Origin of the sequence: Agromyces litoreus (genome assembly GCF_040496015.1) — a bacterium.
Classification (GTDB): domain Bacteria; phylum Actinomycetota; class Actinomycetes; order Actinomycetales; family Microbacteriaceae; genus Agromyces; species Agromyces litoreus.
The window spans coordinates 103289-127580 of sequence record NZ_JBEPKA010000004.1 but is presented as its reverse complement, the minus strand read 5'-3'; the positions used below and the strand labels follow the sequence as shown (position 1 = coordinate 127580).

The window sequence follows — 24292 nt, the reverse complement described above, 5'->3', positions numbered from 1 at the left end:
CATGGGCCTGAGAGCTTCGCGACGCCCGTGGGCGGAGCTTTCACCTTCGGCGGGAGGTCCGCCGTGGCGGCATCCGCTTTTCAGAGTGGCCTCGTCATCGCGGTGATGCGACCTGAGAGATTGGCGGGGAGGCTTGCTCCTTCGGTGCCGGTCGGTCTCCGCCGCAGCGGACCCGGCCGGCTCTCCCGCGATGCGTCGATGGCCCGGTATGAGGTTGTCGGGGGCAGTCTAGCAACGCGCGGGGCGCGTGGGCGCCCGCGCGGGCGCGTCGCCGCCGGCGCGGAGCCCGCTTCATCCGATTCGCGTTCGTGTCACGGTGACTGTAAGCTGGGCATCGTCGACTTCGCGTCACAGTGACTCGAAGTCCACCCGAGCCGACGAGAAGGGGGCGATCGATGTCGCAGCACGACGCGCACGCGCGCCTGGCCGTCTCGACGGTCATCTTCGCGCTCGCCCCCGACCAGGCCGATTCCGGTCGTCCGGGCCGGGAGCGCCCGGCGAGCCTGCGGGTGCCGCTCGTCCGGCGCCTGCGCGAGCCCGGACTCGGCCGCTGGGCGCTGCCCGGAGGCTGGCTCCCCGTCGACGAGGCGCTCGACGCCGCCGCCGCGCGCACGCTGCACGAGACCACCGGCCTCGCGCCGCGCTACCTCGAGCAGCTCTACACCTTCGGCGACCCCGAGCGCTCACCGGGCGAGCGCGTGGTCTCGGTGGTCTACTGGGCCCTGGTCCACTCCGACGAGGTCGAGCGCGCGGTCTCCGATGAGAACGTCTGCTGGTTCGACGAGGACGCGCTGCCCGAGCTCGCGTTCGACCACGCCGCGATCCTCGACTACGCGCTGCGGCGGCTGCGCACCAAGCTCGAGTACTCGCGCATCGCGCACGCCCTGCTCGGCGAGACCTTCACCATGGCCGAGCTCCGCCACGTCCACGAGGCCGTGCTCCGCCGCCGGCTCGACCCCGCGAACTTCCGCCGCACGATGGAGGCCACGGGCACCCTCGTCGACACGGGCGTGCGCCTCGCCGGCACCCGCCACCGCCCTCCCGCGCTCTACCGCTTCGATCCCGCCCACTCCCCCGCGACGTCGCCCTCACCGGCGTCGACGGGGACGCCGCCGGCGGCCGCCTCGGCCGTCGCCCAGACCAGGCCCGGCACGCACAGCAAGGAACTGCCATGAGCAACGCCACCGTCACCAGCCCCGAGCGCGAGCGCGACATCCGCCGCGCGGCCTCCGTCGACCGCACCATCCGGCTCATCACCACCGGGAAGGCCGCGGGCGAGACCTGCACGCCCGACCTCGCGAAGGGGCCGTGGGAGTTCGACGCCGGCCCCGCGGGCTACGGTCCCGGTTCGTCGATGGGCGACGTCATCCCCACGGGTGCGCCGCGCCAGGGCGCCCTGCCCGCCGAGTACCGCGAGGCCTCCGACGCCGAGCTGCACGATCGCATCCGCGCCGCCAAGGCGACGCTGGGCGAGAAGGTCGTGATCCTCGGGCACTTCTACCAGCGCGACGAGGTCGTGCAGCACGCCGACTTCACGGGCGACTCCTTCCAGCTCGCGAACGCGGCCATGACCCGTCCGGAGGCCGAGGCGATCGTCTTCTGCGGCGTGCACTTCATGGCCGAGACCGCCGACATGCTCTCCCGCCCCGACCAGGCCGTGATCCTGCCGAACCTCGCCGCGGGATGCTCCATGGCCGACATGGCCGACGAATCCGGCGTCGAGGAGTGCTGGGAGCAGCTCGCCGAGGTGTACGGCGACCTCGAGGCGACCGACGCCGACGGGCGCGTCCCCGTGATCCCCGTGACGTACATGAACTCCTCCGCCGCACTGAAGGGGTTCGTCGGCCGCCACGGCGGCATCGTCTGCACCTCGTCGAACGCCAGGACCGTGCTCGACCAGGCCTTCGAACGCGGACAGCGGGTGCTGTTCTTCCCCGACCAGCACCTCGGCCGCAACACGGCGAAGGCGATGGGCGTCCCGCTCGAGCGGATGCCGATGTGGAACCCGCACCGCCCGCTCGGCGGCAACACCGCGGAGGAGCTCGCCGACGCGCGCGTCATCCTCTGGCACGGCTTCTGCTCGGTGCACCGACGGTTCACGGTCGAGCAGATCGACCGGGCCCGCGCCGAGCACCCCGGCGTGCAGGTCATCGTGCACCCCGAGTGCCCGATGCCGGTCGTCGACGCCGCGGACGCCGCCGGCTCGACCGACTTCATCGTGAAGGCCATCCAGGCCGCGCCGGCCGGGTCGACCTTCGCGATCGGCACCGAGATCAACCTCGTCCAGCGGCTCGCGGCCGAGCATCCCGAGCACGAGATCTTCTGCCTCGACCCGGTGGTCTGCCCGTGCTCGACGATGTACCGCATCCACCCGGGCTACCTCGCGTGGGTGCTCGAGGAACTCGTCGCCGGTCGCATCGTCAACCGCATCTCGGTGGGCGAGGACGTCGCGGAGCCCGCCCGACTGGCACTCGAGCGCATGCTCGCGGCCAAGCCCCCGGCGTCGGTGCCGGTGCCCGCCGGCTCGACGATCGCACAGGCGACGGATGCCGCGGCGGCCGCCGCCGCCCCGGCGAGCGGAGCCTGACATGACCGCCGTGCTCGTCGTCGGGTCCGGCATCGCCGGGCTCTGGACGGCGATCCGCGCCGCCGAGGCGGGGTGCGACGTCACCGTCGTCACCAAGGGCGTCGTCGGCGACGGCTCGACCCGGTGGGCGCAGGGCGGCGTCGCCGCCGCGATGCATCCGGTCGACTCGCCCGCACGGCACGCCGCCGACACGCTCGCCGCGGGAGCCGGCGCGGGCGACCCGACCGCCGTGCGCGTGCTCGTCGAGGAGGGGCCGGCACGCATCCGGGACCTCATCCGGTTCGGCGTCGCGTTCGACGCCGACGAGTCCGGCCTCGCGCGTGGCCTCGAGGCGGCGCACTCGCGCCCGCGGATCCTGCACGCGGGCGGCGACGCCACCGGGGCCGCCATCGAGGCGGCGCTGGTCGCGACGGTGCGCCGCCGCGGCCTCCGCGTGCTCGAGCACACGAGCCTCGTCGACCTCGTCGTCGACGACGGACGCGTGGCCGGGATCCGGGTGCTCGAGCACTCGAGTGACGGGTCCGGCGCAGCGGACGGCGGCGCAGCGGCATCCGGGCGCGGACGTCCGACGATGCGGGAGCTGTACGCCGACGCGGTCGTGCTCGCGACCGGCGGCGCCGGGATGCTCTACCCGCACACCACCAACCCCGACGTCGCGACCGGCGACGGCGTCGCCGCCGCCGCGCGGGCGGGCGCCGAGGTCGCCGACCTCGAGTTCGTGCAGTTCCACCCCACCGCGCTCGCGGTGCCCGGCACGCCCCTGATCTCCGAAGCGGTGCGGGGCGAGGGCGCCGTGCTCCGCGATTCGGCCGGCGAGCGATTCCTGCTCGAGGTCGACCCTCGCGCCGAACTCGCCCCGCGCGACGTCGTGGCGCGCGCAGTGTGGCGGCGCATGGCCGACCAGGGCGGTGAGCCGGTGCGCCTGGACGCCACCGCGCTCGGCGCCGGGTTCCTCGCCCGCCGCTTCCCCTCCATCGACCGTGCGTGCCGCGAAGCCGGATTCGACTGGGCGCGGGAGTCGGTGCCGATCGTGCCGGCCGCGCACTACGCCATGGGCGGCATCCGCACCGACCTCGACGGCCGGACGAGCCTGCCGGGGCTCTGGGCCGTCGGCGAAGCGGCCCGCACCGGCGTGCACGGGGCCAACCGGCTCGCGTCGAACTCGCTCCTCGAGGGCGCGGTCTTCGCCGAACGCGTCGCACGCGACGTCGCGGCACAGCCGGCCGAGCGGTCGCGAGGATCGATCGCGCAGCGCGCCGACCGTCGCGGCCGCGCACTCGACGCGTCGCCCGCGGCGCGCTCCGCGCGGCCGACGCGGCCGGTCGACCGCGACGCCCTGCGGCGACTGATGTGGGAGCACGTGGGCCTCGAGCGGGATGCGGTCGGCCTGGCCGCGGCCGCGGAGCGGCTCGACGGATGGCACGCCTCCGACCCCGTCGACCGGCGCTCGGTCGAGGACCGCAACCTGCTCGGCCTGGCGCGGCTCACCGTCGCCGCGGCGCTCGCGCGCACCGCGAGCGTCGGAGCCCACACCCGCCGCGATGCGCCCGACGAGTCGCGCGTGACCGCATCCGTCTCCGAGAGGCAGGCCGCCTGATGACCGACGCCCGCGAGATCGAGCGGATCGTGCTCATGGCGCTGGACGAGGACGCACCCTGGGGCGACCTCACCGGCGAAACGCTCATCCCCGAGGCCGCGACCGCGACCGCGGAGCTCGTCGCCCGCGAAGCGGGCGTGTTCAGCGGGGCGCGCGTCGTCGAGGCCGCCTTCCGGCTCGTCGACCCGCGCATCCGGGTCGAGGTCCGCACCGCCGACGGCGCGCGGTTCGCCGCGGGCGACGTGCTCGCCACGGTCGACGGACCGGCCCGCGGCATCCTGCGCGCGGAGCGCGTCGCCCTGAACCTCGTGCAGCGGATGTCGGGCGTGGCCACGCTCACCGCACGGTACGTCGCCGAGGTCGCCGGCACGCGCGCACGGATCGTCGACACGCGGAAGACGACCCCCGGCCTGCGCAGCCTCGAGCGGCAGGCCGTGCGCGACGGCGGCGGGCGCAACCACCGGAGGTCGCTCTCGGACGCGATCATGGCCAAGGACAACCACCTCGCGGTGCTGACGGCGGGCGGGGCCGACCTGGCCGAGGCCCTGCGGGCCGCCCGCGAGCGGATGCCGCACACCGCGCACCTCGAGGTGGAGGTCGACCGGGTCGACCAGATCCCGGCCGTGCTCGACGGTGGGGCCGACACCATCATGCTCGACAACTTCGACCTCGACGCGCTGCGCGAGGGCGTCGCCCTGATCGGCGACCGCGCGATCGTCGAGGCCTCCGGCGGCGTGAACCTCGACACCGTGGCCGACATCGCCGCGACGGGCGTCGACGTCGTCTCGGTCGGCGCGCTCACGCACTCGGCCCGGGCGCTCGACCTCGGCCTCGACGTGGTCATCGCGGCCGAACCGGCCGCACCGGCCGGCGCGACCGCCGGGGGCCGGACGTGATCTTCGCCGACCACGCCGCCACGACCCCGGTGCGCCGTGAGGCGCTCGAGGCCATGTGGCCGTACCTGACCGGCGCGTTCGGCAACGCGTCCAGTCACCACGGCGTCGGCGAGGAGGCCGCTCGGGCCCTCGCCTGGGCACGCGAGACCGTCGCCGGGGTGGTCGGAGCGCGGCCCGGCGACGTCGTCTTCACGTCCGGCGGCACCGAGGCCGATAACCTCGCGGTGAAGGGCCTCGCGCTGGCGACGCCGCGCGGTCGTCACGTCGTGATCTCGCGCGTCGAGCACGAGGCGGTGCTCGGGGCCGCCGACGCGCTGCGCCGACTGCACGGGTTCGAGGTCGACGACGCGGACGTCGACGAGACCGGCAGCGTCACCCCCGACGCGCTGGCCCGGGTCCTCCGCCGCGACACGACCCTCGTGTCGCTGCAGCTCGCGAACAACGAGGTCGGCACCGTGAACCCGGTCGCCGCACTCGCGGGCGTCGCGCACGAGGCGGGAGCGCCGATCCACACCGATGCGGTGCAGGCGGCCGGATGGCTCCCGCTCGACCTCGACGAGCTCGGGGTCGACGCGCTCTCGCTCGCGGGCCACAAGGTGGGCGCGCCGAAGGGCACGGGCGTGCTCGTGGTGCGCGGACGGCTCCCGTTGGAGCCGGTGCTGCACGGCGGCGGACAGGAGCGCGGGCGCCGCTCCGGGACCGAGAACGTCGCGGGGGCGGTCGCCTTCGCGACGGCGCTCCGGCTCGCCGAGGACGAGCGTGCGGAGGCCGCCGCCCGCGTCGCCGCCGCGACCGACCGGTTCCGCGAGCTCGTGGCCGAGGCCGTCCCGGACGCCCTGCCCACGGGACATCCGGGGAACCGGCTGCCCGGCACCGTCTCGTACGTGTTCCCCGGCACCGGCGGCGAGGCGGTGCTGCTCGAGCTCGAACGGCGCGACGTCCTCGTCTCGAGCGGCTCGGCGTGCGCGGCCGGCAGCGACGAGCCCTCGCACGTGCTCACCGCGATGGGCGTCTCGCCCGAGCTCGCGCGGACCGCGGTCCGCTTCTCGTTCGGCCACGAGACGACGATCGCGGATGCCGAGGCGGCCGCCGCGGCGCTCGCAGCCGCCGTGTCGGCGGTCCGGGATATCGTCGGCTGAGCGGGCTTCGCGACGCAGCCGGGCCCGTCCGGGGGCGCGGTCGAGCCGCATGCGAGCGCATGCAGTCGGCCGCACGGGAATAGCCGCGGGGCCGGCGGAAGTTGCACATCGGTACTGCGTGTCCGTGCACGCGACCCTCCCGGCACCGACGCCGGAACCGACCATCCGGCTCGGAACCGCCGACCAGCGCGCACAGCGACGAACGACAGGACCACCGTGAGCGAACGACCCGTCCCCGACACCGCCTCCACCGGGCTGCCGGACCCCGGACCCGCCGACGGCGACTCCGACGCCGCCGAGCGGGCGCTCGACCAGCACGTCCGCGCCGGCCGGCCCGACCAGGGCGCGAGCAACGGCCGGGTGCTGTGGCTGCTCATCGCCGCGACGTTCGTGGTCTTCCTGAACGAGACGATCATGAGCGTGGCGATCCCAGAGCTCTCCGACGACCTCGGGGTGTCGCTCTCCGCCGCGCAGTGGCTCACGACCGCGTTCATGCTCACCATGGCCGTCGTGATCCCCGTCACCGGCTACCTCCTGCAGCGCTTCGCCACGCGGCCGATGTTCGGCGCGGCGATGGGGCTCTTCTCCGTCGGCACCCTGATCGCCGCCGTCGCCCCGGGCTTCGAGGTGCTGCTCGGCGCCCGCATCATCCAGGCCTCCGGCACGGCCATCATGATGCCGCTGCTCATGACCACCCTCATGACGGTCGTGTCGCCCGCCGACCGCGGACGGTTCATGGGGCGCGTGTCGATCGTGCTGTCCGTCGCGCCCGCCATCGGCCCCGCGGTCTCCGGACTCATCCTGAACACCCTCGGGTGGCGGTACATGTTCTGGCTCGTACTGCCGATCGCCGTCGGCATGCTCGTCCTCGGGCTTCGCCGCATCGTGAACGTGGGCGAGACCCGCGCGGTCCCGATCGACGTGCTCTCCGTCGTCCTCTCGGCGCTCGGATTCGGCGGCCTCGTCTACGGCCTGAGCCTCGTCGGCGAGGTCGTCAGCGGCACCGCGGCGCAAGGCCCCGCGACCATGTGGATCTCGCTCGCGGTCGGCGTCGCCGGCGTCACGGCGTTCCTGCTCCGGCAGGTGCGCCTGCAGCGGCGCGACCGCGCGCTGCTCGACCTGCGCACGTTCCGTTCGCGGAACTTCTCGGTCTCGATCGGGCTCATGGCCCTCATGATGGCCGCGCTGTTCGGCACGCTCATCCTCCTGCCGATCTACCTCCAGCAGGTGCACGGCCTGGAGCCCCTCGCCGCGGGGCTGCTCGTGCTGCCCGGTGGGCTCGTCATGGGCCTGCTCGGGCCGACGGTCGGCCGGCTCTACGACCGCGTCGGGCCGACCCCGCTGCTGGTCCCCGGCAGCATCGGGGTGAGCGCGGTGCTGTGGTCGTTCACGATGCTCACCCCGACCACCCCGGTCTGGATGATCCTCCTCGCCCACGTCGTGCTGTCGACAGCCCTGGCCCTCATGTTCACGCCGCTGTTCACGAGCGCACTGGGATCGGTCGAGCCGCACCTCTACTCGCACGGCTCGGCCATGGTCGGCACGCTCCAGCAGCTCGCCGGTGCCGCGGGAACGGCCGCCTTCATCACGGTCATGACCGCGGTGTCGGTCACCGAGCGGGCCGGCGGAACCGACGTGATCGCCGCGGAGGCCGCGGGCGTGCGCAGCGCGTTCCTCGTCGGAGCGATCGTGTCGCTGTTCGCGATCGCGGGCGCGGCCATGGTTCGACGACCGGCGGACATGACCGAAGGCGCCCCGGCCGCGCACTGACGCACGGCGTCGGCGCGCGCATCCGGACGACGCACCGCGAACCGATCGGGCCCCCTCCCGCGTGGGAGGGGGCCCGATCGGTCGTCGCGGGGCGCTCGCGGCTGGGCCGCGATCGATGCCGGCGTCAGTCGCAGTTCGGTCGGCAGGTGCGCTGCGACAGGGCGTCGACCAGCACGGTCCCGAGGTCCTCCGGCTTGGTCGCCGAGTACGCGCCGCCGTCGGTGGCCGCCGCGATCTTCTTCATCGCGGCCAGATCGGTGTCGGGGCCGAACCCGATCATGATGACGGCGACCGGCTTGGCCGGGTCCTCGAGCTTCTTCAGCTGGGCCAGCAGCTGGTCGAGGTTGATGCCGTTGTCGTCCTCGTTCTTGCCGTCGGTGATGACCAGCACCGAGTTGACCTTGTCGGGGTCGTACGACTCCTGCACTCGCTTGAACGCCGCGAGCGTCGTGTCGTACAGGCCCGTGGCGCCACCGAGGCGCGCCGGCAGCGACCCGATGATCTGCTGGATCTGCTGCGTGTGGCCGGCGTCGGCGAGGGGCGCGATCGGCGCGAGGTCCTCGTAGTCGAGGTCGCCGTTGCGCGCGGTCGAGAAGACCCATACGCCGAGCTCGACCTCGCCGGAGAACTTCGACATGGCGCCGACGGCGGCCTGCTGGAAGATGTCGATGCGGCGAAGCCCGTTCTCGGCCGGCTCCTCCATGGAGCCGGAGACGTCGATGACCGCGAGCATGCGCGAGCGCAGGGTCAGGACGCCCCACGAACGGAGGATCTCGATCTGCGCGGCGCCGTCCAGTTCGGTCTGGGCCGGGGGCGCGGTCGGCGTGACGCCCGGCGACTCGACCTCGCCCGCGCCGTCGGGTCCGCGGAACCCGGCCTCGAGGAAGAGGTCGGTCGCGGTGCCGAGCGCCGCCTCGAGGTCCTCGAGGTTGGACGATTCGCCGTCGCCGATGCGCACGAAGGGGTAGTCGAGGGCGACGGTCCCCTCCTCCGGGTAGGCGGCGACGAGCGGCTCGGCGGAGGCGTCGGCGTTGTGCGCGGCGACGCTCGCCTCGCTCGTCAGCACGACGGTCGGCGTGCCCGCCGAGGCCACGGTGGCCATCGCGGCATCGGCGGTCGAGGGGATCGATTTGCCGAGGGCGATCAGCGCGCCGGCGAACTGGCGGGGGTCGTCTGGCGATGCCTGCCCCTGCAGCGCGTAGAGGCTCGCGAGGCTCGCCGCGGATGCCTCGGGGTCAGGGAGGAGCGCGGGAAGCGTGCCGTTCAGCACGCGGGCCCAGCTCACCGGCTCGGCGGCGAGCTCCTGCGCGTCCTTCGCGGGGGCCGCGAACACGATGGGCGAGCTCGCGATCGACGCGCCGACGGCGGCATCGGGCTCGCCGAGGCCGAGCGAGGACGCGGTCGCGGCCGTGCGGGCGAGCCAGACGCTCGAGTCGGGGACCCAGGCGTCGGCGGAGAGCGTGCCCGCGGCCAGCTCGGCGGCGGTGTCGGCGGAGTCCTGCGCGCGGACCGCGGTCTCGACGCATCGCTTCGGGTCGGCGTCGAAGTCGGAGGCGAGTTCGGCGATCGACCCCGAGATGGAGGGATCGGCGACGATGTCGAGCTGCTCGACCTCCTCGCACGCGTTCTCGTCCGCCGTCGCGAAGATGGGGTTCAGGTGTCCGCCCACCCACAGGTACACGCCGGACGCGACGATGCCGATGACGGCGACACCGGCGATGACGGACAGGATGAATCGGCGGCTCGGCATCTTCGCCGGAGCCGCGACGCTATGACGTCCCACGGGCACTCCAAGCCGATCGGCACTCCGTGAGTTGCCAATCCCAGTCTGAACGGGCTCCCCCGTTCAGGGGGAAGGGTGGTGCCAGTGTATGCGAACGTGAGCGATCGACGAATTCCCGTCCACCGGTCGTGTGCGCGCTAACCACATCCGCGGCATCGCGCGCAAGGGCTGGCCCGCGCTCGTCCGTCTGCGGTTGCGTGAGCGCGAACGGACGAAAGGACTGTGGACGTGGACACGACCACCATCATCTGGATCATCGTCGGCATCGTGGCGTTCCTCGTCGTGGTCGCGGCGATCGTGCTCGTCGCCACCGCGGGCCGCCGCCGGGAGGCGCGCGCCGAGGCCCAGCGGGAGAAGGCCGCCGAGATCCGCGAGGAGGCCGCGCGCACCGAGAGCGCCGCGCGCGAGCGCGAGGTGAAGGCCATGCAGGCGGATGCCGCGGCGCGCGCCGCCGAGGCCGACGCGGCCCGGGCGAAGCTCGAGGCCGAGCGACTGGCCGACACCGGCCGCGATCACCGCAGCGACGCCGAGCAGCTGCGTGCCGAGCAGGCGGAGCACGAGGCCCGCGCCGCCGAGATCGACCCGGACGGGGATCGCGTCGCCGCCGAGCACCACGCGGATGAGCACGACGAGCACGAGCACCGCGCCGAGCCCGTCGAGGAACGGGCGGAGGAACGGGCCGAGCGGGCCGAGGAGCACGCCGAGCGCGCCGACGAGCACGCCGACCGTGCGGAGGAGCACGCCGAGGCCGTCGCGGCGGAGCACGACGAGCCGCGGGTGCACGACGAGCCTGCCTCGACCGACCCGGTCCCGGCGGACCACGACCGGGTCGACGACGCCACCGCGGAGCCGCACGACGCGCACGCCCCGCGCCACGCGCGCGACGCCTGACCCGACGCCGGGACCGTCCGTGCCGCCCCCGGGCGCGCCGGACGGCCCCGGCCGCCCGGGCCGTCCTCAGGCGCGTGACTCAGCCGAAGACGTGCCTGATCCCGAGCGCGTCGTCGACCGCGGCGTGCACCTCGTCGAGGCGGCATCCGCCCGGGCACCGGTATTCGGCGACGGCGAGCCCGGCATCGCCCATCGTGGGCACGACGGTCACGAGCGCGGCGGCGGTCGCGCCGCAGGACGGGCACGTCACGCGGGTCCATCGGTCGGTCACGGAGGATCCTCCTCGGGGTTCGGGTCACTGCGGTGGTCGTCGTCCGTCGTCTCGAGCGCCTCGGCGATCTCGGCATCGAGGTGATCCTCGGTGGCCCACGAGATGGTGAGCACCTCTCCCGCCCCGACGGTCAGGTCGACGAGGTCGGTCAGCAGCGCGTGCAGGCTCCTCGATCCGAGCAGCCGCACCTGGTCGAGCTGGGTGAGCGGCGCGATCCCGGCCAGCTGCCAGGCGGCCTCGGCGGGCTCGTCGCTGAGTTCGACGTTCGCATCCCACGGCAGCTCGACGAACTCGCTCGCGCGGGCGATCGTGCGCCGCACCACGAGCTCCGCCTTCTCGTACAGGGGGCGGAGGGACTCGTCCCACTCGAGGTCCGGGAGGTCCCGGACGACGGCGGTCGGGTGCGGGTCGTCGGGAAGCCATTCGACGACCTCGATCCGGCGCGCGCCGCGCGCGATCACCGCGAGGTCGCCGTCGGTCGCTCCGAGCTCCGTCACCCGGGCCACGGTCCCCACGCCGAACCGGCGCTGTCCGTCGGCTCCGCCCGCTTCGCTCCCGCTTTCGATGAGGACGACGCCGAACTCGCTCGGCCGGTCGCCGAGCACCCGCGACATCATCACGAGGTAGCGGGGTTCGAAGACGCGGAGGGCGAGCGGCATGTGCGGGAAGAGGACACTGCCGAGCGGGAACATCGCGAACTCGCCCATGGGAGCATGCAAGCACGCGAGGGCCGCGAGCGGGCGGGTCCTCAGTGGGCTCGCGGCATCCGCCCAGCCGGTTCGGAGCCGGTCACTTGACCAGGCGGGAACGGACCCGATCCGCGAGCGGCGTTCCGCCGGTCTGGCAGGTCGGGCAGTACTGGAAGGTCGAGTCGTGGAACTCCACCTGCCGGATGGTGTCCCCGCAGACGGGACAGGCCTCGCCGGTCCGCCCGTGCACCCGCAGGCTCCGCCGCTTCGCATCCTTGAGCTCTGCCGCCGGCTTCCCGGCTGCGGCGGCGAGGGCGTCGCCCAGCGTCTCCCGCATCGCCGCGTACAGCCGCTCGACCTCCTCATCGTCGAGCGTGGCGGCGATCTTGTAGGGCGACATCCGCGCCGCGTGCAGGATCTCGTCGGAGTAGGCGTTGCCGATGCCCGCGAGCACGGCCTGGTCGCGCAGGAGTCCCTTGATCCGCGTCCGCCGGCCGTCGAGCAGTGCCGCGAAACGATCGAGCGTGAACCCGTCGGCCATCGGATCCGGCCCGAGGCGGGCGATGCCCGGCACCTCCTCCGGATCTCGGATCACGTACACGGCGAGCGACTTCTTGGTCCCGGCCTCGGTCAGGTCGAACCCGGACCCGTCGTCCAGGACGACGCGGAGCGCGATCGGCGAGCGACCGGGACGCAGCACGGTCGTCGGAACCCCGTCGTGCCATCGCAGCCATCCCGCTCGGGCGAGGTGGAAGACCAGGTGCAGCGGGCCGACCGCGGGATCATCGGTCGACCCGAACTCGAGGTCGAGGAACTTCCCGTGCCGGCGGACGGCCGTGATCGTGCGCCCGTCGATCGCGGTGAGCGGCGGGTCGAAGGTCTTCAGCGCGGCGAACGCGACGACCTTCGCCGAAGTCACCGCGCGACCGGCGGTGCGCTCGGCCAGGAATCCGGCGAGCGCCTCCACCTCGGGCATCTCGGGCACGCGTCCATGCTGGCACCGCGGCCGGACATCCGCGAGCGGCCGTAGCGGGCGGGTCCGCGCCCCGCGTCACATCACTCGGCCACGCGCGCCCGGCGTCCGGCGGAGCGCTCGCCGTCGAGCTCGTCCAGTGCGGTGATGAGCTCGGGGGTGACCTGCAGGCCGCGGATGCCGTTGGCCGCCCGCATGAGGAACTCGAGCCGACGGCGGTCGAGGCCCAGGTTGCGCTCGTCCTCGTAGCTGACGATGACCGGCATCGACGGATGCACCAGCAGTTCGTCGTGGTGGCCGTCGGGCGTCGTCCATCCGACCAGGATCGGCTCGTTGAGCCGCAGCTTCGCGATCACGATCGCGTGGACGTGGTGGGTGAGGTCGTCGGGGAGTTCGATCCGCATGATGCGGCCGAGGTCGAGCGTGCCCAAGACAGGGCTCCCTTCGGGCGGGGGCGATGAACGGGGCAGGCCGCCGGTCGATCCCGGTGGAACCGGGAGCGCGTGGAGTGACCACGCCGACCGACGGCCTGTGGCGGGCTTCGGGGACCCGCGCAGACAGTTCTATGCGCTCATCCCGATCTGCGGGAGGGTCTTGACACGGGGGCCTCCAGCGTGATCCGGGAGCTGTCAGGGAACCCGGTGCGCGGCCTCGAGCAACGACGTCAGCTCGTCGCGGAGCCGCTCGAGGCGCTCGAGGGGCACGCCGAGCCGGTCGACGACCTCGCCGGGAACCGCCGTCGCCCGCTCGCGCAGCGCAGCGCCGTCCTCGGTGAGCGCGATGTCGACGGCGCGTTCGTCGGCGGCGCTGCGGCGGCGCGTGAGCAGTCCGGCCTCCTGCAGGCGCCCGACGAGCGGGCTCACCGTCGCCGGTTCGAGGTGGAGCCGTTCGGCGATCCGACCCAACCGAAGCGGGCTCTCCTCCCAGAGCGCGAGCATCACCAGGTATTGCGGGTGCGTGAGGCCGAGGGGCTCGAGCGACGGGCGATACATCCGGATCACCTCGCGGTTGGTCGCGGCGAGCGCGAAGCAGAGCTGCCGGTCGAGCTCGAGGAGATCGGTCATCCCTCGAGAATAGTATGTACACTCATCATTCGTGCACGAACAGAAACTGCCGAACCCGTGGCGGGGCGTCCCGGGGTTCTGGGCGCGGGTCAATCGCCTCATCTACCCGATCGCCGGGCCGGCGCAGGTCGGCATCGGTCGACCCGAGGCGCCGTACGTGCCGCCGACGGACCCGGCCTGCCCGCTCTGCGGCGCACGGATGTCCGCGCATCGCATCGACCGCGGCGACGCCGTGACGCCGACGCACCTCCACTGCCCCGAGCCGGGCGTTCCTCAGGCGACCGGGTCGTCGAGGCACACGACCTCTGAGACGTCACCCCACGAGTAGTCGTCGTTGCCGAACACCACGGGCGTCGCCCGGTTCGCGACGACCTCGCTGATGAGCATCGTGCGCGTCTCGGCCGGCGTCCAGGAGTCCCCGTCGCCGTAGAACGAGAGCGTGACCTCCAGCGCGGAGCAGTCCGACTCCGTGAACAGCGCCATCTGCCAGCAGCCCTGCATGTAGCCGATCGCGCAGTCGTCGAAGTAGCGGTCGTCCGCGTAGATCTCGAGGGCGGCCGGGAACGCGTAGAGCGTCTCGCCGGCCTGGTAGCGCTCGACCGCGGCCGCCTCGGCCTCGGCGATGGCCGTCTCGGTGACGCCGCGCACCGCGGAGTACAACCCGATCCCACCGGCCACGACGAGCGCGAGCACGAGCACGCCGCCCGCCACGATGCCGGCGACGGCAGCCGCCCCCAGCCGGCGGCGCGGACGACCGGGCGAGGCGCCCTCGTCCGCGTGCGTGGGCGGCGCGGCGAGTTCCGCGACGAGGGCGCCGCGCGCCCGACCGAGCGTCTCGCGCCACGCCTCGGCCGCCCGGCGGCCCTCCGCATCGGGGTACCGGGACGGATGGCGCTGCCACAGCTCGCGCTGGTACGCGGCGTCGATGACCTCGACGGTCAGCGGCTGGTCGACGGGGATCTGCAGGGTCGCGCGGGCGGCGTTCGGGTCCACGTGGCGATCCTACGGACGTCCGAGTCCGGCTCGACGGCCGGTTGCCGCCCGGGCATCGGGTCGAGACCGGATCGATACGGCAGGGCATGTCCGGAGGGCGGGACCGGGGCCCTGCGGGTACGGTGACCGCGTCGGCCGCGTCCGACGGCCGCGAGAGGAGCAACGACTCGTGTTCGTGCTGAACCTCGCCGCCGCGGTCTGGGCGATGTTCACCGTGCCCGGCGCGTTCTGGGCGGCCCTCGTCGCGGCGCTGCTCGCGCTGATCGGGATCATCCTGCTCTACACGAGGGCGGCGAACGAGTTCTTCGCCCGGTAGGCGCGCCGGCGAGAGGAGTGCATGCCGCCGTCGGCATGCACGCTGACGTACGGTGGGCGGATGCTCCGACGACTCGTGTCCCGCCTCTACTGGGCCCTGAGCAGGTGGACCCTCGCGGGCGAGCCGGCCCCCGGGCGGCCCTCGGTGCTCATCGGCGCGCCGCACACCTCGAACTGGGACTTCGTGCTCATGCTCGGCATCGCATGGCGCTACGGCATCGACGTGCGGTGGCTCGGGAAGAAGAGCCTGTTCGCCGGATGGCGCGGCCCGATCATGCGCGGCCTCGGCGGGATCCCCGTGGACCGGAAGGATCCCAGCCGCGTGGTCGGCGAGGTCGTCGAGCACATCCGCGCCGGAGAGGTGTTCGGCCTCGTCGTGACGCCCGACGGCACCCGGGGCGCGAACGACTACTGGAAGTCCGGCTTCTACCGGATCGCCCGCGAGACCGGGATGCCGGTCACCCTCGGCTTCGTCGACCGCACGACCATGACGACGGGGCTCGGCCCCACGTTCGAGCTGACCGGCGACGTCAAGGCCGACATGGAGCGCATCCGGTCCTTCTACGCCGACAAGGCCGGCGTTCGCCCGGAGCTGCGCACCGAGCCGCGCCTGCGCAACGAGCCGTCCGGCGCCGACGAGGCGCGCTGAGCCGTCCGGCGCGGGCTCGCGCCTACGCCGGTTCCTCCAGCCGGAAGCCGACCTTCATCGTCACCTGGACGTGGGCGACCTCGCCGTCGGCCAGCTCGCCACGGATCGACATCACCTCGAACCAGTCCAGGTGACGCAGCGTCGCCGACGCGCGGGTCAGCCCGTTGCGGATGGCGGTGTCGACGCCCTCCGGCGACGTGCCGACGATCTCGGTGACCCGGTAGGTGTGGTTGCTCACGTTCCGCTCCCCTCGCCCGGCGCGCCGTCGCGCCGACGCGACCGAGGCTACTCCGCCGAACCGCGGCGGCGCAGCCCGGCGGGCGCCTACTCCGCCGAGAAGTCGAGGGCCTCATCGGCGATGGCGATCATCGACCACGTCGCCCCGTCGGCGTCGGTGAACTCGTAGCCCGGGACGACCACGACGCTGCCGTCGGGCTGCCACTGGCTCCCGAGGCCGAGTCGCGCCTCGACGATCTCGACACGGTGCACGGGCCACGCGAGGGGCGTTCCAGGCGCGGGTGCTGCGGGGGCCTCGGTCGGCGGGACCCACTCGTCGACGTCCGCCGTCACCCCGGCCTCCGCGGCGAACGGCAGCGCGATGACCTGGGCGCCGAAACGCGGGTCGGAGAGCCGTTCGAAGGCCGCCTGCTCGCTCACGATCGGCACGTCGCCGAGGTCCACGAGATCGGCCAGCGGCCCGTAGGCGCTGACGATGCCGTCCGTCGAGAGCTCGAGGGTCCACGCCTGGTCGACGCGCTGCCCGTCGACGACCGGCCACGCCTGGGCGCTGCGCGTGACCGCGCCCTCCCAGGTCTCGGCGCCGAACTCGTAGCCCGAGGGGTCCCGGCCCGTCGAACTCACGAGCGAACGCAGCGCGTCGATCGCGGCCTGCTCGCTCGGCAGGTCGCCGCTCGGTTCGCACGGCTCCTCACCGGTCTCGCAGCGCCACGGATCCCGGGTCGGGTCGAAGTACGAGAAGCTGAGCGTGCCGTCCAGCGAGACCCAGATGGAGGGAGCCGTGCCGTCGCGCGGGCCGACGCTCCATCCGCCGTCCGCCAGGGTGGGCGTGCCCTCGACGCCGAGCGCGTCGGCGAGCGCCGCGATGCGCGGCTCCGTCGAGCCGGTGCGCGCATCGAAGGCGTAGGCGGCCGCGGTCCCGGCGGTCGTCGACAGGCCGGACGAACTGAACTCGTTCCGGCCGAAGCCGTACGGGTACGACAGTCCCCTCGCGTCGGGCTCGGTGAGCGAGAGGTCGCCGCCCGCCGCGCCGGGAGCGCCGGCCTGCTCGGTCGTGCCGGCGCCTGCGCCCTGCAGCGACACCGGCGGCTCGGCGCCGCCTGCGAGGTTCACGGGATCGCCGACGGCCGCGCCGAGCCCGTAGCCGGCGGCCCCGACGACGAGGGCGGATGCCGCGGCGGCGGCCACGAGGCTCCATCGACGCCGGCGCGCCCGCGCCGCGTCGAGGTCCGCGACCGGGGCGTCCGGGGCCGCGGTCCCGGAGGAACCGATCGTCGCATCCGTCGTCCGCGAGATCACCTCGTCCGCGAATCCGTCACGGGGCTCGATGCCGGCCGCGGGATCGGCCGCGCGCAGCCGCTCCAGCGGGTCGCGCTGCTCGTCGCTCATGTCGCCTCACCCTCTCGTGGCATCCGGTCTCCCTCTGCCTATGTCACCGACGGACCGGACCTTGCACCGCTAGAACGACAGGCGGTCGCCCCACGCCTCGCGGAGGCGCTTGCGGGCCCGGGAGAGCGCGGCATCCGCCCCCGATCGGGAGATCCCGAGCACCTGCCCGAGCTCCTCGCCGTCCAGGCCCTCCCAGGCGTGCAGGAGCAGGATGCGGCGATCGCGCTCGCCCACGCTCAGGAGCGCACCGCGCAGCTCGGCGTCGAAGAGCGCGCTGAGCTCCGGATCGGCGCGCACGCGCGCCTCGCCCGCTTCGGGGACGTCGTCGACCGGGAGGTCGACGACCTTGCGACGGTGGTTGGCGAGCGTGAACCCCGCCGTGCGGTAGAGCCATGGCAGCACCGCGTCGCGCGGCACGTCGTCGCGCCGCCGCCACGCCGTCGCGAACACCTCCGCGGCGAGGTCCTCCGCGTCCTGGCGCGGTCCCCGGCGTGCGAAGTACTTCACGATGGCGGTGGAGTGCTCGCGCACCACCTGCGTGAACCAGGCGAGGTCGTCCGCCGCCGGCACGGGTGGTTCGGCGCGCTCGGGCATCGGAACCCCCCGGGTCGTCTCGGCGGCGGCGTCGGTGCTGGCGATCCTCACACCGTGCTTGTGTCGGGCGTGTGCCGAGTCTTGCACGGGAGCGGCCGGCGAATGGTCACGGCTCGGGAGCGATCCCGCGGCGGGCGGCCGCCGGCCTCAGGGGTCAGACCGTCCAGCTCAGGCCCGTCTTCTCCTCCGAGACGGCCCAGAGTTCGGCGGCCATGCCCTCGTCCAGGGCGAACTCCTCCAGGGGGCACTCGCCCACGGGCCCGACCATCGCGAATCGGGTCGGACCGTAGTACTTCGCGGGCTCCAGTCCGTCTTCCGTGGCGCACATGACCTCGGGCCAGGACCCCTTCTCGGCGGACTGGGCGAAGATCGAGAGCACGGACCAGAGTCCCTTCTGGAAGGTGCTCGCCGTGTCCTGCAGCAGGTTGGTGCGTGATGCACCCGGATGGCAGACCTGCACCTGGACGCTCCTGCCGGCGGCGCTGACGCGGCGCTGGAGCTCGTAGCCGAACATCATCTGCGCCAGCTTGCTCTGCGCGTAGGAGTTCCACGGTGTGTAGTTGCCATCGAAGTCCAGGTCCTCGAACTGGATCCGCTGCTCGCCCATCCGGTAGCCGTTGCTCCCGACGACCACGATGCGGCCCTGCGACTCGTCGATCCGCTCGAACAGCAGCCCCGACAGCAGGAAGTGCCCGAAGTGGTTCACGCCGAGCTGGCTCTCGAAGCCGTCCGCGGTGAACTGCTGCGTCGCCACCTGCGCGATCGCGGCGTTGCAGATGAGGGCGTCGATCCGCGGGACCTGCGCCAGCACCTCCGCGGCCGCCTGCCGCACCGAGTCCAGCACCGCCAGGTCCATCCGGATGGCCGTCACGGCGGCGTCCGCGCCGAACTCCTGCTTCAGGTTCGCGATCACCGCGGCGGACTTCCCGGCGTTGCGGTTCAGCATCACGACGCGCGCGCCCTTCGACAGCAGGATGCGCGTGGCCTCGAGGCCCGCGCCGCTGGTGGTACCCGTGATGACGTAGGTCTTCCCGTCGAGGGAGCCGAGTCGCGCCGGGGTCCAGCCCGTCGCGCCGTGGGTTCGTTCGATCGTCATGTGTTCAGACTCCTTGCTCTGGTGTGTCGGAAACGACCGTACGTCTCCTACTCGGTCACTACCAGACCGAAAACTCGCGAAAACATGCCTATTCGTATCTATCGCGCTTCGAATAGTCGGTCATGATATGTTCGCGACATGAGCAGGGAGCAGATCCGCCGTCTGGTCGAGGACCACGTCGGCGACCGCGGCATGGTCGACATCGGGGTGGAGGGCGTCGGACTCTTCCGGGTCGGCGAATCGGTGCGGTGCTCACCGGCGGTGTACGAACCCACGCTGGTGGCCGTCGTGAGCGGGGCCAAGGAAGTGATCATGGACGGCACGTCGTACGTGTACGACCGCAGCCGGTACCTGTGCTGCGCCCTGTCGATGCCGGTCGAGGCCGGGACCCCCACGGCGTCCCCCGACGATCCGCTGGTGGGGGTGCAGATCGCGCTCGACCCGCGTGTGATGAGCGAACTGTCGCGCGAGATCGACGTCGCACCGGGTGCCGTCCGGGAACGCCGGAGCGGCGCACTCCCGCCGGGGTGGGCCCTGGCCCGGTGGGACGACGAGTTCACCGAGGCGCTGCTCCGGCTGGTGCAGCTCGCGGACCGCCCCGCCGACGCCGCCGTGCTCGGCGAGGGCCGCCTCCGCGAGGTGTACTACGCCCTGCTGAAGGGTGAGGCCGGGCCCGCGGCTCGGCGCGCCTTCGGAATGGGCAACGAGATCGCCAGGGTGATCGAGCGGGTGTCGGCGCACCTGGACGAGCCGGTCACGATCGACGACATGGCCGCCCAAGTGGGGATGAGCCGGGCGGTGTTCCACCGCAGGTTCAAGGAGGCCACCGCGATGTCGCCCCTGCAGTTCGTCAAGGCGATCCGACTGAACACCGCCGCGATGCGGATGGCCGGGGGCATGACCGTGAACGAGGCGGCCATGGAGGTCGGCTACGCGAGCGCGTCCCAGTTCAGCCGCGAGTTCAAGCGCACGTACGGGCAGTCCCCCAAGCAGTGGAGCCGCACCATGCAGCCGCTCCCCGCGGGCGTGATCTGACCCGCGTCTGCTCGGGCTCGACGTCGCCGCGCCATCCCCTGTATGGGGTCCTTTCCGTGGGGAGACCGCGGTCGTAGCGTTGCGATGTTCCACGCATGGCCGTTCGGTCGGTGGGAAGGAGCGCCCTGATGCGCAAGACATTGCGGAACTCGGTACGGATCGTCATCGCGACGGGGGCGATCGGCGTCCTGCTCCTCGCCGCTGGGGCCGCGGTCGCTGCTCCGGGCGGCAAGGCCGGCGGCAGCGCCGGCGGCAACGGATGGCCCGTGGCCGGCGGCGACCGGCAGGACACGCGGTACGCGGCATCCGAGCGGAGGATCTCGGCGCTGAACGTCCACACCCTCGCTCCCGAGTGGGTCTTCACCACCGAGGGGGATGTCACGGCCACACCTGCCGTCGACGCCACGCGGGTCTACGTCCCCGACTGGGAGGGCAACCTGTACGCCGTCGACCGCGCCACCGGGGAACAGGTGTGGGCCACGGAGATCGGGTCGTACACCGGGCTCGCGGGCGACCTCGCGATCGCGACGCCGGCGGTCACCGACAGCGCCCTGGTCTTCGGGGACGTCGGCCCCTTCGGCCTCGGCGGCGGCGCGGTGATGGCGGTCGACAAGTCGACGGGCGAACTGCTGTGGAAGACGCAGGTCGAGGACCATGCCGCCGCGACGATCACGCAGTCCGCGACCGTGTTCGACGGGGTCGTCTACGTCGGCACCGACTCGACGGAGGACTTCCTCGCCGCAGCGCTCCCGGGTTACGACTGCTGCAGCTTCCGCGGCAGCCTCGCGGCGCTCGACCTCGCCACCGGTGCGATGCTCTGGAAGACGTTCTTCGCGCCCGAGGGATATCCCGGCGTCGCACTCGTGGGCGACTCGCCCGCGATCGACGCGAAGCGCAAGTCGGTCTACGTCGCGACGGGGAGCAACTACGACCTTCCCGACTTCGTGCTCGACTGCGTGGCGGCGGCCGGCTCCGACGAGAACGCCCAACGTGCGTGCATGGATCCCGCCGACCACTTCGACTCCATCGTCGCCGTCGACCTGCAGACGGGTCGGATCACGTGGGTCACCCGGACGCAGCCGTATGACGCCTGGAACTTCGCATGCATCCCCGGCCTGGGCAACGCCGAGAACTGCCCCGAACCGGCCGGCCGCGGCTACGACTTCGCGCAGGCGCCGATGCTCGCGACGGCGAAGACCAGTCGCACCAGGAACATCGAGTTCGTGGGCGCGGGTCAGGAGAGCGGGAAGTTCTGGGCGCTCGATCCCGCGTCCGGGCAGATCAGATGGGTATCCCAGGCCGGTCCCGGCGGCACGTTCGGTGGCCTGGGGCAGGGCTCGGCGACCGACGGGTCGCGGGTGTACACCGCGAACGCCAACAGCAACCTGATCGACTACCTCGGCAGCACGGACGGCGTGTGGAGCGCGCTCGACGCCGTGACGGGCGAGGTCCGCTGGCAGACGAGGCCCCCGCACGGCGGCTCCACGCTCGGTCCGGTCACGGCGGCCAACGGCGTCGTCTTCGGATGCGCGCTCGATCCGCAGGGCTACATGTACGCGATGGACGCCGCGACCGGCGTGGTGCTCTGGGAGTTCGCGAGCGGCGGGTCCTGCGTGTCAGGTGCGGCGATCTCGAACGGGAACGTCTACTGGGGCTCCGGCTACCGCGACCTCGGCGTGGGCTCCGGCTTCACGACGCAGAACAACAAGCTGTACGCGTTCGGTCTCAATTGAGTTCGGAGTCCGGCACCGGTCGGTATTTCACGGCGTGAAGGGAACGCACATGGCCATCACGGTGATCGTCGAACTGAAGGCGCATCGCGGTCGACGTGACGAACTCCGGGCCTGGATGGACGGTCTCGTCGCGGAGCACGGGTCGGATCAGGTCGGGTTCCTCGGCAGCGCCCGGTACGAGGTGGTCGACGACCCTGACACGCTGGTCGAGATCGCCGAGTGGGAATCGGCCGAGGCCCGCGCAGCGCACATGGCGGAGGCCGCGAAGACCGGCGAGTACGCTCCACTCGCCGACTTCCTGGCCGCGCCGTTCCGGGCGACCGTCGTCCGCAGACTCGAGTAGGCGACGGCACGCGGCCGGAGCCGATCAGACATTGAAGCGGAACTCCACCGGATTGCGTCAGAGTTAGGCATCAAAAGTCGGTATCTACGAGACCCAGCTCCTGCCACTTGGATGCCGCCTCAGCTGGCGGCAGCCATTCGAACTCGAACCTACGCGGCGGCCCAGGGACAGAACCGGCAAATCGCTTTCCTAAGATCCGCTGCTCGCTCGGGACACTAGGCCCGTGATGCTGGAGGTAGCCAGCATCGAGCTCACGAACTGTCCACCAGTCGGGCCCGTAATCTTCGAACGAACTCTCCTTGAGCCCGTCGACCCACACAATGACGAACCACGGCCATAACTGAGCTGATGGGAAACTCATCTTGCCGACGATGCTTGCGAGATAGCCCTCGAGTTCTCCGTCGACCCGCAGCGTCCCCAACCCGTGATCGTATGACCGTAGCTCCGGGTCGGGAAGCACATACGCCGACGTCGCCTGCTTCTTGCCGCGACCCATCGCACCATTATGCGGCGTGGAAGACGCCGCGATGAGGATCGTGCCAGTGAAAAGGCGATGGAGCGCTACACGTTGAAGCGGAACTCCACCGGATTGCGTCAGAGTTAGGCATCAAAAGTCGGTATCTACGAGACCCAGCTCCTGCCACTTGGATGCCGCCTCAGCTGGCGGCAGCCATTCGAACTCGAACCTACGCGGCGGCCCAGGGACAGAACCGGCAAATCGCTTTCCTAAGATCCGCTGCTCGCTCGGGACACTAGGCCCGTGATGCTGGAGGTAGCCAGCATCGAGCTCACGAACTGTCCACCAGTCGGGCCCGTAATCTTCGAACGAACTCTCCTTGAGCCCGTCGACCCACACAATGACGAACCACGGCCATAACTGAGCTGATGGGAAACTCATCTTGCCGACGATGCTTGCGAGATAGCCCTCGAGTTCTCCGTCGACCCGCAGCGTCCCCAACCCGTGATCGTATGACCGTAGCTCCGGGTCGGGAAGCACATACGCCGACGTCGCCTGCTTCTTGCCGCGACCCATCGCACCATTATGCGGCGTGGAAGACGCCGCGATGAGGATCGTGCCAGTGAAAAGGCGATGGAGCGCTACACGTTGAAGCGGAACTCCACGACGTCGCCGTCCTGCATCACGTAGTCCTTGCCCTCCATGCGGGCCTTGCCCTTCGCGCGCGCCTCGGCGACCGACCCCGTCTCGACGAGGTCGTCGAACGAGATGACCTCGGCCTTGATGAAGCCCTTCTCGAAGTCGGTGTGGATCACGCCGGCCGCCTGCGGAGCCTTGTCGCCCTTGCGGATGGTCCAGGCGCGCGACTCCTTGGGACCGGCCGTCAGGTAGGTCTGCAGGCCGAGCGTGTCGAATCCGACGCGGGCGAGCTGGTCGAGGCCCGACTCCTCCTGGCCGGTCGAGGCGAGCAGCTCCGCCGCGTCCTCGGGGTCGAGGTCGATCAGCTCCGACTCGATCTTCGCGTCGAGGAAGACCGCCTCGGCGGGAGCGACCAGGGCGGCGAGCTCGGCTTTCTTCGCGGCATCCGTCAGCACCGCCTCGTCGACGTTGAAGACGTAGATGAAGGGCTTGGCGGTCAGCAGGCCGAGCTCGGCGATCGGCGCGAGGTCGACCTTCGACGCCGACAGCGGGGTGCCCTTCTGCAGTTCCTCCTGCGCCTCCGTGGCGGTGGCGAGCACGGACGGGTCGAGCTTCTTGCCCTTGACCTCCTTCTCGTAGCGCGTGATCGCGCGCTCGAGGGTCTCGAGGTCGGCGAGGATCAGCTCGGCGTTGATCGTCTCCATGTCGTTCTTCGGGTCGACCCTGCCGTCGACGTGCACGACGTCGGAGTCCTCGAAGCCGCGCACGACCTGCGCGATCGCATCGGCCTCGCGGATGTTGGCGAGGAACTTGTTGCCGAGGCCCTCGCCCTCGGAGGCGCCCTTCACGATGCCGGCGATGTCGACGAACGAGACGGCCGCGGGCAGGATGCGCTCGGAGCCGAAGATGCCGGCGAGCACCTCGAGGCGCGGGTCGGGCAGGTTCACCACGCCCACGTTCGGCTCGATGGTCGCGAACGGGTAGTTCGCCGCGAGCACGGTGTTCTTGGTGAGGGCGTTGAAGAGGGTCGACTTGCCGACGTTCGGGAGCCCGACGATTCCGATGGTGAGTGCCACGGGCGTCCATCGTACCCGCCGACGCCCGAGTGACGGATGCCGCGGTCAGGGCGCCCCCTGAAATCGGGGCCGATCG

Annotated in this window: 26 protein-coding genes and 1 riboswitch; of the genes, 12 read left to right on the top strand and 14 right to left on the bottom strand. The window is 72.1% G+C overall.

Annotated features, from left to right (window positions below):
- Positions 1–90: 90 nt before the first annotated feature.
- Positions 91–198, bottom strand: a riboswitch (glycine riboswitch).
- 197 nt (positions 199–395) lie between these two features.
- From ABME01_RS04835 to ABME01_RS04810, 6 genes are all read left to right on the top strand, one after another.
- The gene (locus ABME01_RS04835) at positions 396–1175 is read left to right on the top strand and encodes an NUDIX hydrolase (protein WP_353827228.1); all 780 of its coding nucleotides are present in this window, start codon (positions 396–398) and stop codon (positions 1173–1175) included.
- A complete protein-coding gene (gene nadA / locus ABME01_RS04830) occupies positions 1172–2587 on the top strand; it encodes a quinolinate synthase NadA (protein WP_353827227.1) in 1416 nt (471 codons plus the stop codon). The genes ABME01_RS04835 and nadA overlap by 4 nt, the downstream gene beginning before the upstream one ends.
- A gap of 1 nt (position 2588) precedes the next feature.
- On the top strand, positions 2589–4184 hold the full coding sequence (gene nadB / locus ABME01_RS04825; protein WP_353827226.1) for an L-aspartate oxidase: 1596 nt from the start codon (positions 2589–2591) through the stop codon (positions 4182–4184).
- Positions 4184–5080 carry a carboxylating nicotinate-nucleotide diphosphorylase gene (nadC, locus tag ABME01_RS04820; RefSeq protein WP_353827225.1) on the top strand — a complete coding sequence of 299 codons (897 nt, stop codon included), beginning with the start codon at positions 4184–4186 and terminating at the stop codon, positions 5078–5080. Before nadB ends, nadC begins: the two co-directional genes overlap by 1 nt.
- A complete protein-coding gene (locus ABME01_RS04815; protein ID WP_353827224.1) occupies positions 5077–6219 on the top strand; it encodes a cysteine desulfurase family protein in 1143 nt (380 codons plus the stop codon). The genes nadC and ABME01_RS04815 overlap by 4 nt, the downstream gene beginning before the upstream one ends.
- A 216-nt stretch (positions 6220–6435) precedes the next feature.
- Positions 6436–7989, top strand: a complete 1554-nt coding sequence (locus tag ABME01_RS04810; protein ID WP_353827223.1) for an MDR family MFS transporter — start codon at positions 6436–6438, stop codon at positions 7987–7989.
- 124 nt (positions 7990–8113) lie between these two features.
- Here the strand turns inward: ABME01_RS04810 and ABME01_RS04805 are convergent, their stop codons facing one another.
- A complete protein-coding gene (locus tag ABME01_RS04805) occupies positions 8114–9739 on the bottom strand; it encodes a VWA domain-containing protein (protein WP_353827222.1) in 1626 nt (541 codons plus the stop codon).
- Positions 9740–10000: 261 nt separating this feature from the next.
- Between ABME01_RS04805 and ABME01_RS04800 the strand changes: the two genes are divergently transcribed.
- Positions 10001–10663 (top strand): hypothetical protein, encoded by a 663-nt coding sequence (locus tag ABME01_RS04800; protein WP_353827221.1) that lies wholly within the window; start codon positions 10001–10003, stop codon positions 10661–10663.
- Positions 10664–10742: 79 nt separating this feature from the next.
- On the opposite strand, the gene ABME01_RS04795 is transcribed toward ABME01_RS04800, so the two are convergent.
- The 6 genes from ABME01_RS04795 to ABME01_RS04770 form a co-directional block, all read right to left on the bottom strand.
- On the bottom strand, positions 10743–10934 hold the full coding sequence (locus ABME01_RS04795; RefSeq protein WP_353827220.1) for a hypothetical protein: 192 nt from the start codon (positions 10932–10934) through the stop codon (positions 10743–10745).
- Entirely contained in the window at positions 10931–11641 is a 711-nt protein-coding gene (locus tag ABME01_RS04790; protein WP_353827219.1) for an LON peptidase substrate-binding domain-containing protein, read from the bottom strand. The genes ABME01_RS04795 and ABME01_RS04790 overlap by 4 nt, the downstream gene beginning before the upstream one ends.
- A gap of 82 nt (positions 11642–11723) precedes the next feature.
- Positions 11724–12608: an Fpg/Nei family DNA glycosylase gene (locus ABME01_RS04785; RefSeq protein WP_353827218.1), complete on the bottom strand. Its 885-nt coding sequence runs from the start codon at positions 12606–12608 to the stop codon at positions 11724–11726.
- Positions 12609–12679: 71 nt separating this feature from the next.
- Positions 12680–13027 (bottom strand): DUF7882 family protein, encoded by a 348-nt coding sequence (locus tag ABME01_RS04780; RefSeq protein ID WP_353827217.1) that lies wholly within the window; start codon positions 13025–13027, stop codon positions 12680–12682.
- Between the two features lie 198 nt (positions 13028–13225).
- Positions 13226–13660 (bottom strand): MarR family winged helix-turn-helix transcriptional regulator, encoded by a 435-nt coding sequence (locus ABME01_RS04775; RefSeq protein ID WP_353827216.1) that lies wholly within the window; start codon positions 13658–13660, stop codon positions 13226–13228.
- Between the two features lie 273 nt (positions 13661–13933).
- Positions 13934–14653, bottom strand: a complete 720-nt coding sequence (locus ABME01_RS04770) for a hypothetical protein (RefSeq protein ID WP_353827215.1) — start codon at positions 14651–14653, stop codon at positions 13934–13936.
- A 169-nt stretch (positions 14654–14822) separates the two neighbouring features.
- Between ABME01_RS04770 and ABME01_RS04765 the strand changes: the two genes are divergently transcribed.
- Complete coding sequence (locus ABME01_RS04765; RefSeq protein WP_353827214.1) at positions 14823–14969, top strand: hypothetical protein; 147 nt, start codon at positions 14823–14825, stop codon at positions 14967–14969.
- Positions 14970–15029: 60 nt separating this feature from the next.
- Positions 15030–15617 (top strand): 1-acyl-sn-glycerol-3-phosphate acyltransferase, encoded by a 588-nt coding sequence (locus tag ABME01_RS04760; protein ID WP_353827213.1) that lies wholly within the window; start codon positions 15030–15032, stop codon positions 15615–15617.
- Positions 15618–15639: 22 nt separating this feature from the next.
- Here the strand turns inward: ABME01_RS04760 and ABME01_RS04755 are convergent, their stop codons facing one another.
- The 4 genes from ABME01_RS04755 to ABME01_RS04740 all read right to left on the bottom strand — a co-directional run bounded on the left by ABME01_RS04755 (position 15640) and on the right by ABME01_RS04740 (position 18933).
- The gene (locus ABME01_RS04755) at positions 15640–15855 is read right to left on the bottom strand and encodes a dodecin (RefSeq protein WP_353827212.1); all 216 of its coding nucleotides are present in this window, start codon (positions 15853–15855) and stop codon (positions 15640–15642) included.
- A gap of 86 nt (positions 15856–15941) precedes the next feature.
- Positions 15942–17243: a hypothetical protein gene (locus tag ABME01_RS04750; protein ID WP_353827211.1), complete on the bottom strand. Its 1302-nt coding sequence runs from the start codon at positions 17241–17243 to the stop codon at positions 15942–15944.
- Between the two features lie 69 nt (positions 17244–17312).
- Positions 17313–17888, bottom strand: a complete 576-nt coding sequence (locus ABME01_RS04745) for an RNA polymerase sigma factor (protein ID WP_353827210.1) — start codon at positions 17886–17888, stop codon at positions 17313–17315.
- 103 nt (positions 17889–17991) lie between these two features.
- Positions 17992–18933, bottom strand: a complete 942-nt coding sequence (locus ABME01_RS04740; RefSeq protein WP_353827209.1) for an SDR family oxidoreductase — start codon at positions 18931–18933, stop codon at positions 17992–17994.
- 138 nt (positions 18934–19071) lie between these two features.
- Between ABME01_RS04740 and ABME01_RS04735 the strand changes: the two genes are divergently transcribed.
- The 3 genes from ABME01_RS04735 to ABME01_RS04725 all read left to right on the top strand — a co-directional run bounded on the left by ABME01_RS04735 (position 19072) and on the right by ABME01_RS04725 (position 22044).
- Positions 19072–19968 (top strand): AraC family transcriptional regulator, encoded by an 897-nt coding sequence (locus ABME01_RS04735; protein WP_353827208.1) that lies wholly within the window; start codon positions 19072–19074, stop codon positions 19966–19968.
- Between the two features lie 128 nt (positions 19969–20096).
- On the top strand, positions 20097–21701 hold the full coding sequence (locus ABME01_RS04730; RefSeq protein ID WP_353827207.1) for an outer membrane protein assembly factor BamB family protein: 1605 nt from the start codon (positions 20097–20099) through the stop codon (positions 21699–21701).
- Between the two features lie 49 nt (positions 21702–21750).
- Positions 21751–22044, top strand: coding sequence for an antibiotic biosynthesis monooxygenase (locus ABME01_RS04725; RefSeq protein WP_353827206.1), 294 nt, complete (start codon positions 21751–21753; stop codon positions 22042–22044).
- A 70-nt stretch (positions 22045–22114) separates the two neighbouring features.
- On the opposite strand, the gene ABME01_RS04720 is transcribed toward ABME01_RS04725, so the two are convergent.
- The 3 genes from ABME01_RS04720 to ychF form a co-directional block, all read right to left on the bottom strand.
- Positions 22115–22540 (bottom strand): hypothetical protein, encoded by a 426-nt coding sequence (locus ABME01_RS04720; protein WP_353827205.1) that lies wholly within the window; start codon positions 22538–22540, stop codon positions 22115–22117.
- A gap of 111 nt (positions 22541–22651) precedes the next feature.
- Complete coding sequence (locus ABME01_RS04715) at positions 22652–23077, bottom strand: hypothetical protein (protein WP_353827205.1); 426 nt, start codon at positions 23075–23077, stop codon at positions 22652–22654.
- 65 nt (positions 23078–23142) lie between these two features.
- Positions 23143–24216 (bottom strand): redox-regulated ATPase YchF, encoded by a 1074-nt coding sequence (ychF, locus tag ABME01_RS04710; protein ID WP_353827204.1) that lies wholly within the window; start codon positions 24214–24216, stop codon positions 23143–23145.
- Positions 24217–24292: the final 76 nt, after the last annotated feature.

Bases quoted from the DNA above. Each gene is read 5' to 3' on its own strand.
- ABME01_RS04750 (WP_353827211.1), bottom strand. From the start codon at position 17,243: ATGAGCGACGAGCAGCGCGACCCGCTGGAGCGGCTGCGCGCGGCCGAT.
- ABME01_RS04760 (WP_353827213.1), top strand. From the start codon at position 15,030: ATGCTCCGACGACTCGTGTCCCGCCTCTACTGGGCCCTGAGCAGGTGG.
- ABME01_RS04835 (WP_353827228.1), top strand. From the start codon at position 396: ATGTCGCAGCACGACGCGCACGCGCGCCTGGCCGTCTCGACGGTCATC.
- ABME01_RS04790 (WP_353827219.1), bottom strand. From the start codon at position 11,641: ATGGGCGAGTTCGCGATGTTCCCGCTCGGCAGTGTCCTCTTCCCGCAC.
- ABME01_RS04740 (WP_353827209.1), bottom strand. From the start codon at position 18,933: ATGACGATCGAACGAACCCACGGCGCGACGGGCTGGACCCCGGCGCGA.
- ABME01_RS04735 (WP_353827208.1), top strand. From the start codon at position 19,072: ATGAGCAGGGAGCAGATCCGCCGTCTGGTCGAGGACCACGTCGGCGAC.
- nadA (WP_353827227.1), top strand. From the start codon at position 1,172: ATGAGCAACGCCACCGTCACCAGCCCCGAGCGCGAGCGCGACATCCGC.
- ABME01_RS04775 (WP_353827216.1), bottom strand. From the start codon at position 13,660: ATGACCGATCTCCTCGAGCTCGACCGGCAGCTCTGCTTCGCGCTCGCC.
- ABME01_RS04725 (WP_353827206.1), top strand. From the start codon at position 21,751: ATGGCCATCACGGTGATCGTCGAACTGAAGGCGCATCGCGGTCGACGT.
- ABME01_RS04730 (WP_353827207.1), top strand. From the start codon at position 20,097: ATGCGCAAGACATTGCGGAACTCGGTACGGATCGTCATCGCGACGGGG.
- ABME01_RS04715 (WP_353827205.1), bottom strand. From the start codon at position 23,077: ATGGGTCGCGGCAAGAAGCAGGCGACGTCGGCGTATGTGCTTCCCGAC.
- nadB (WP_353827226.1), top strand. From the start codon at position 2,589: ATGACCGCCGTGCTCGTCGTCGGGTCCGGCATCGCCGGGCTCTGGACG.
- nadC (WP_353827225.1), top strand. From the start codon at position 4,184: ATGACCGACGCCCGCGAGATCGAGCGGATCGTGCTCATGGCGCTGGAC.
- ABME01_RS04805 (WP_353827222.1), bottom strand. From the start codon at position 9,739: ATGCCGAGCCGCCGATTCATCCTGTCCGTCATCGCCGGTGTCGCCGTC.
- ABME01_RS04720 (WP_353827205.1), bottom strand. From the start codon at position 22,540: ATGGGTCGCGGCAAGAAGCAGGCGACGTCGGCGTATGTGCTTCCCGAC.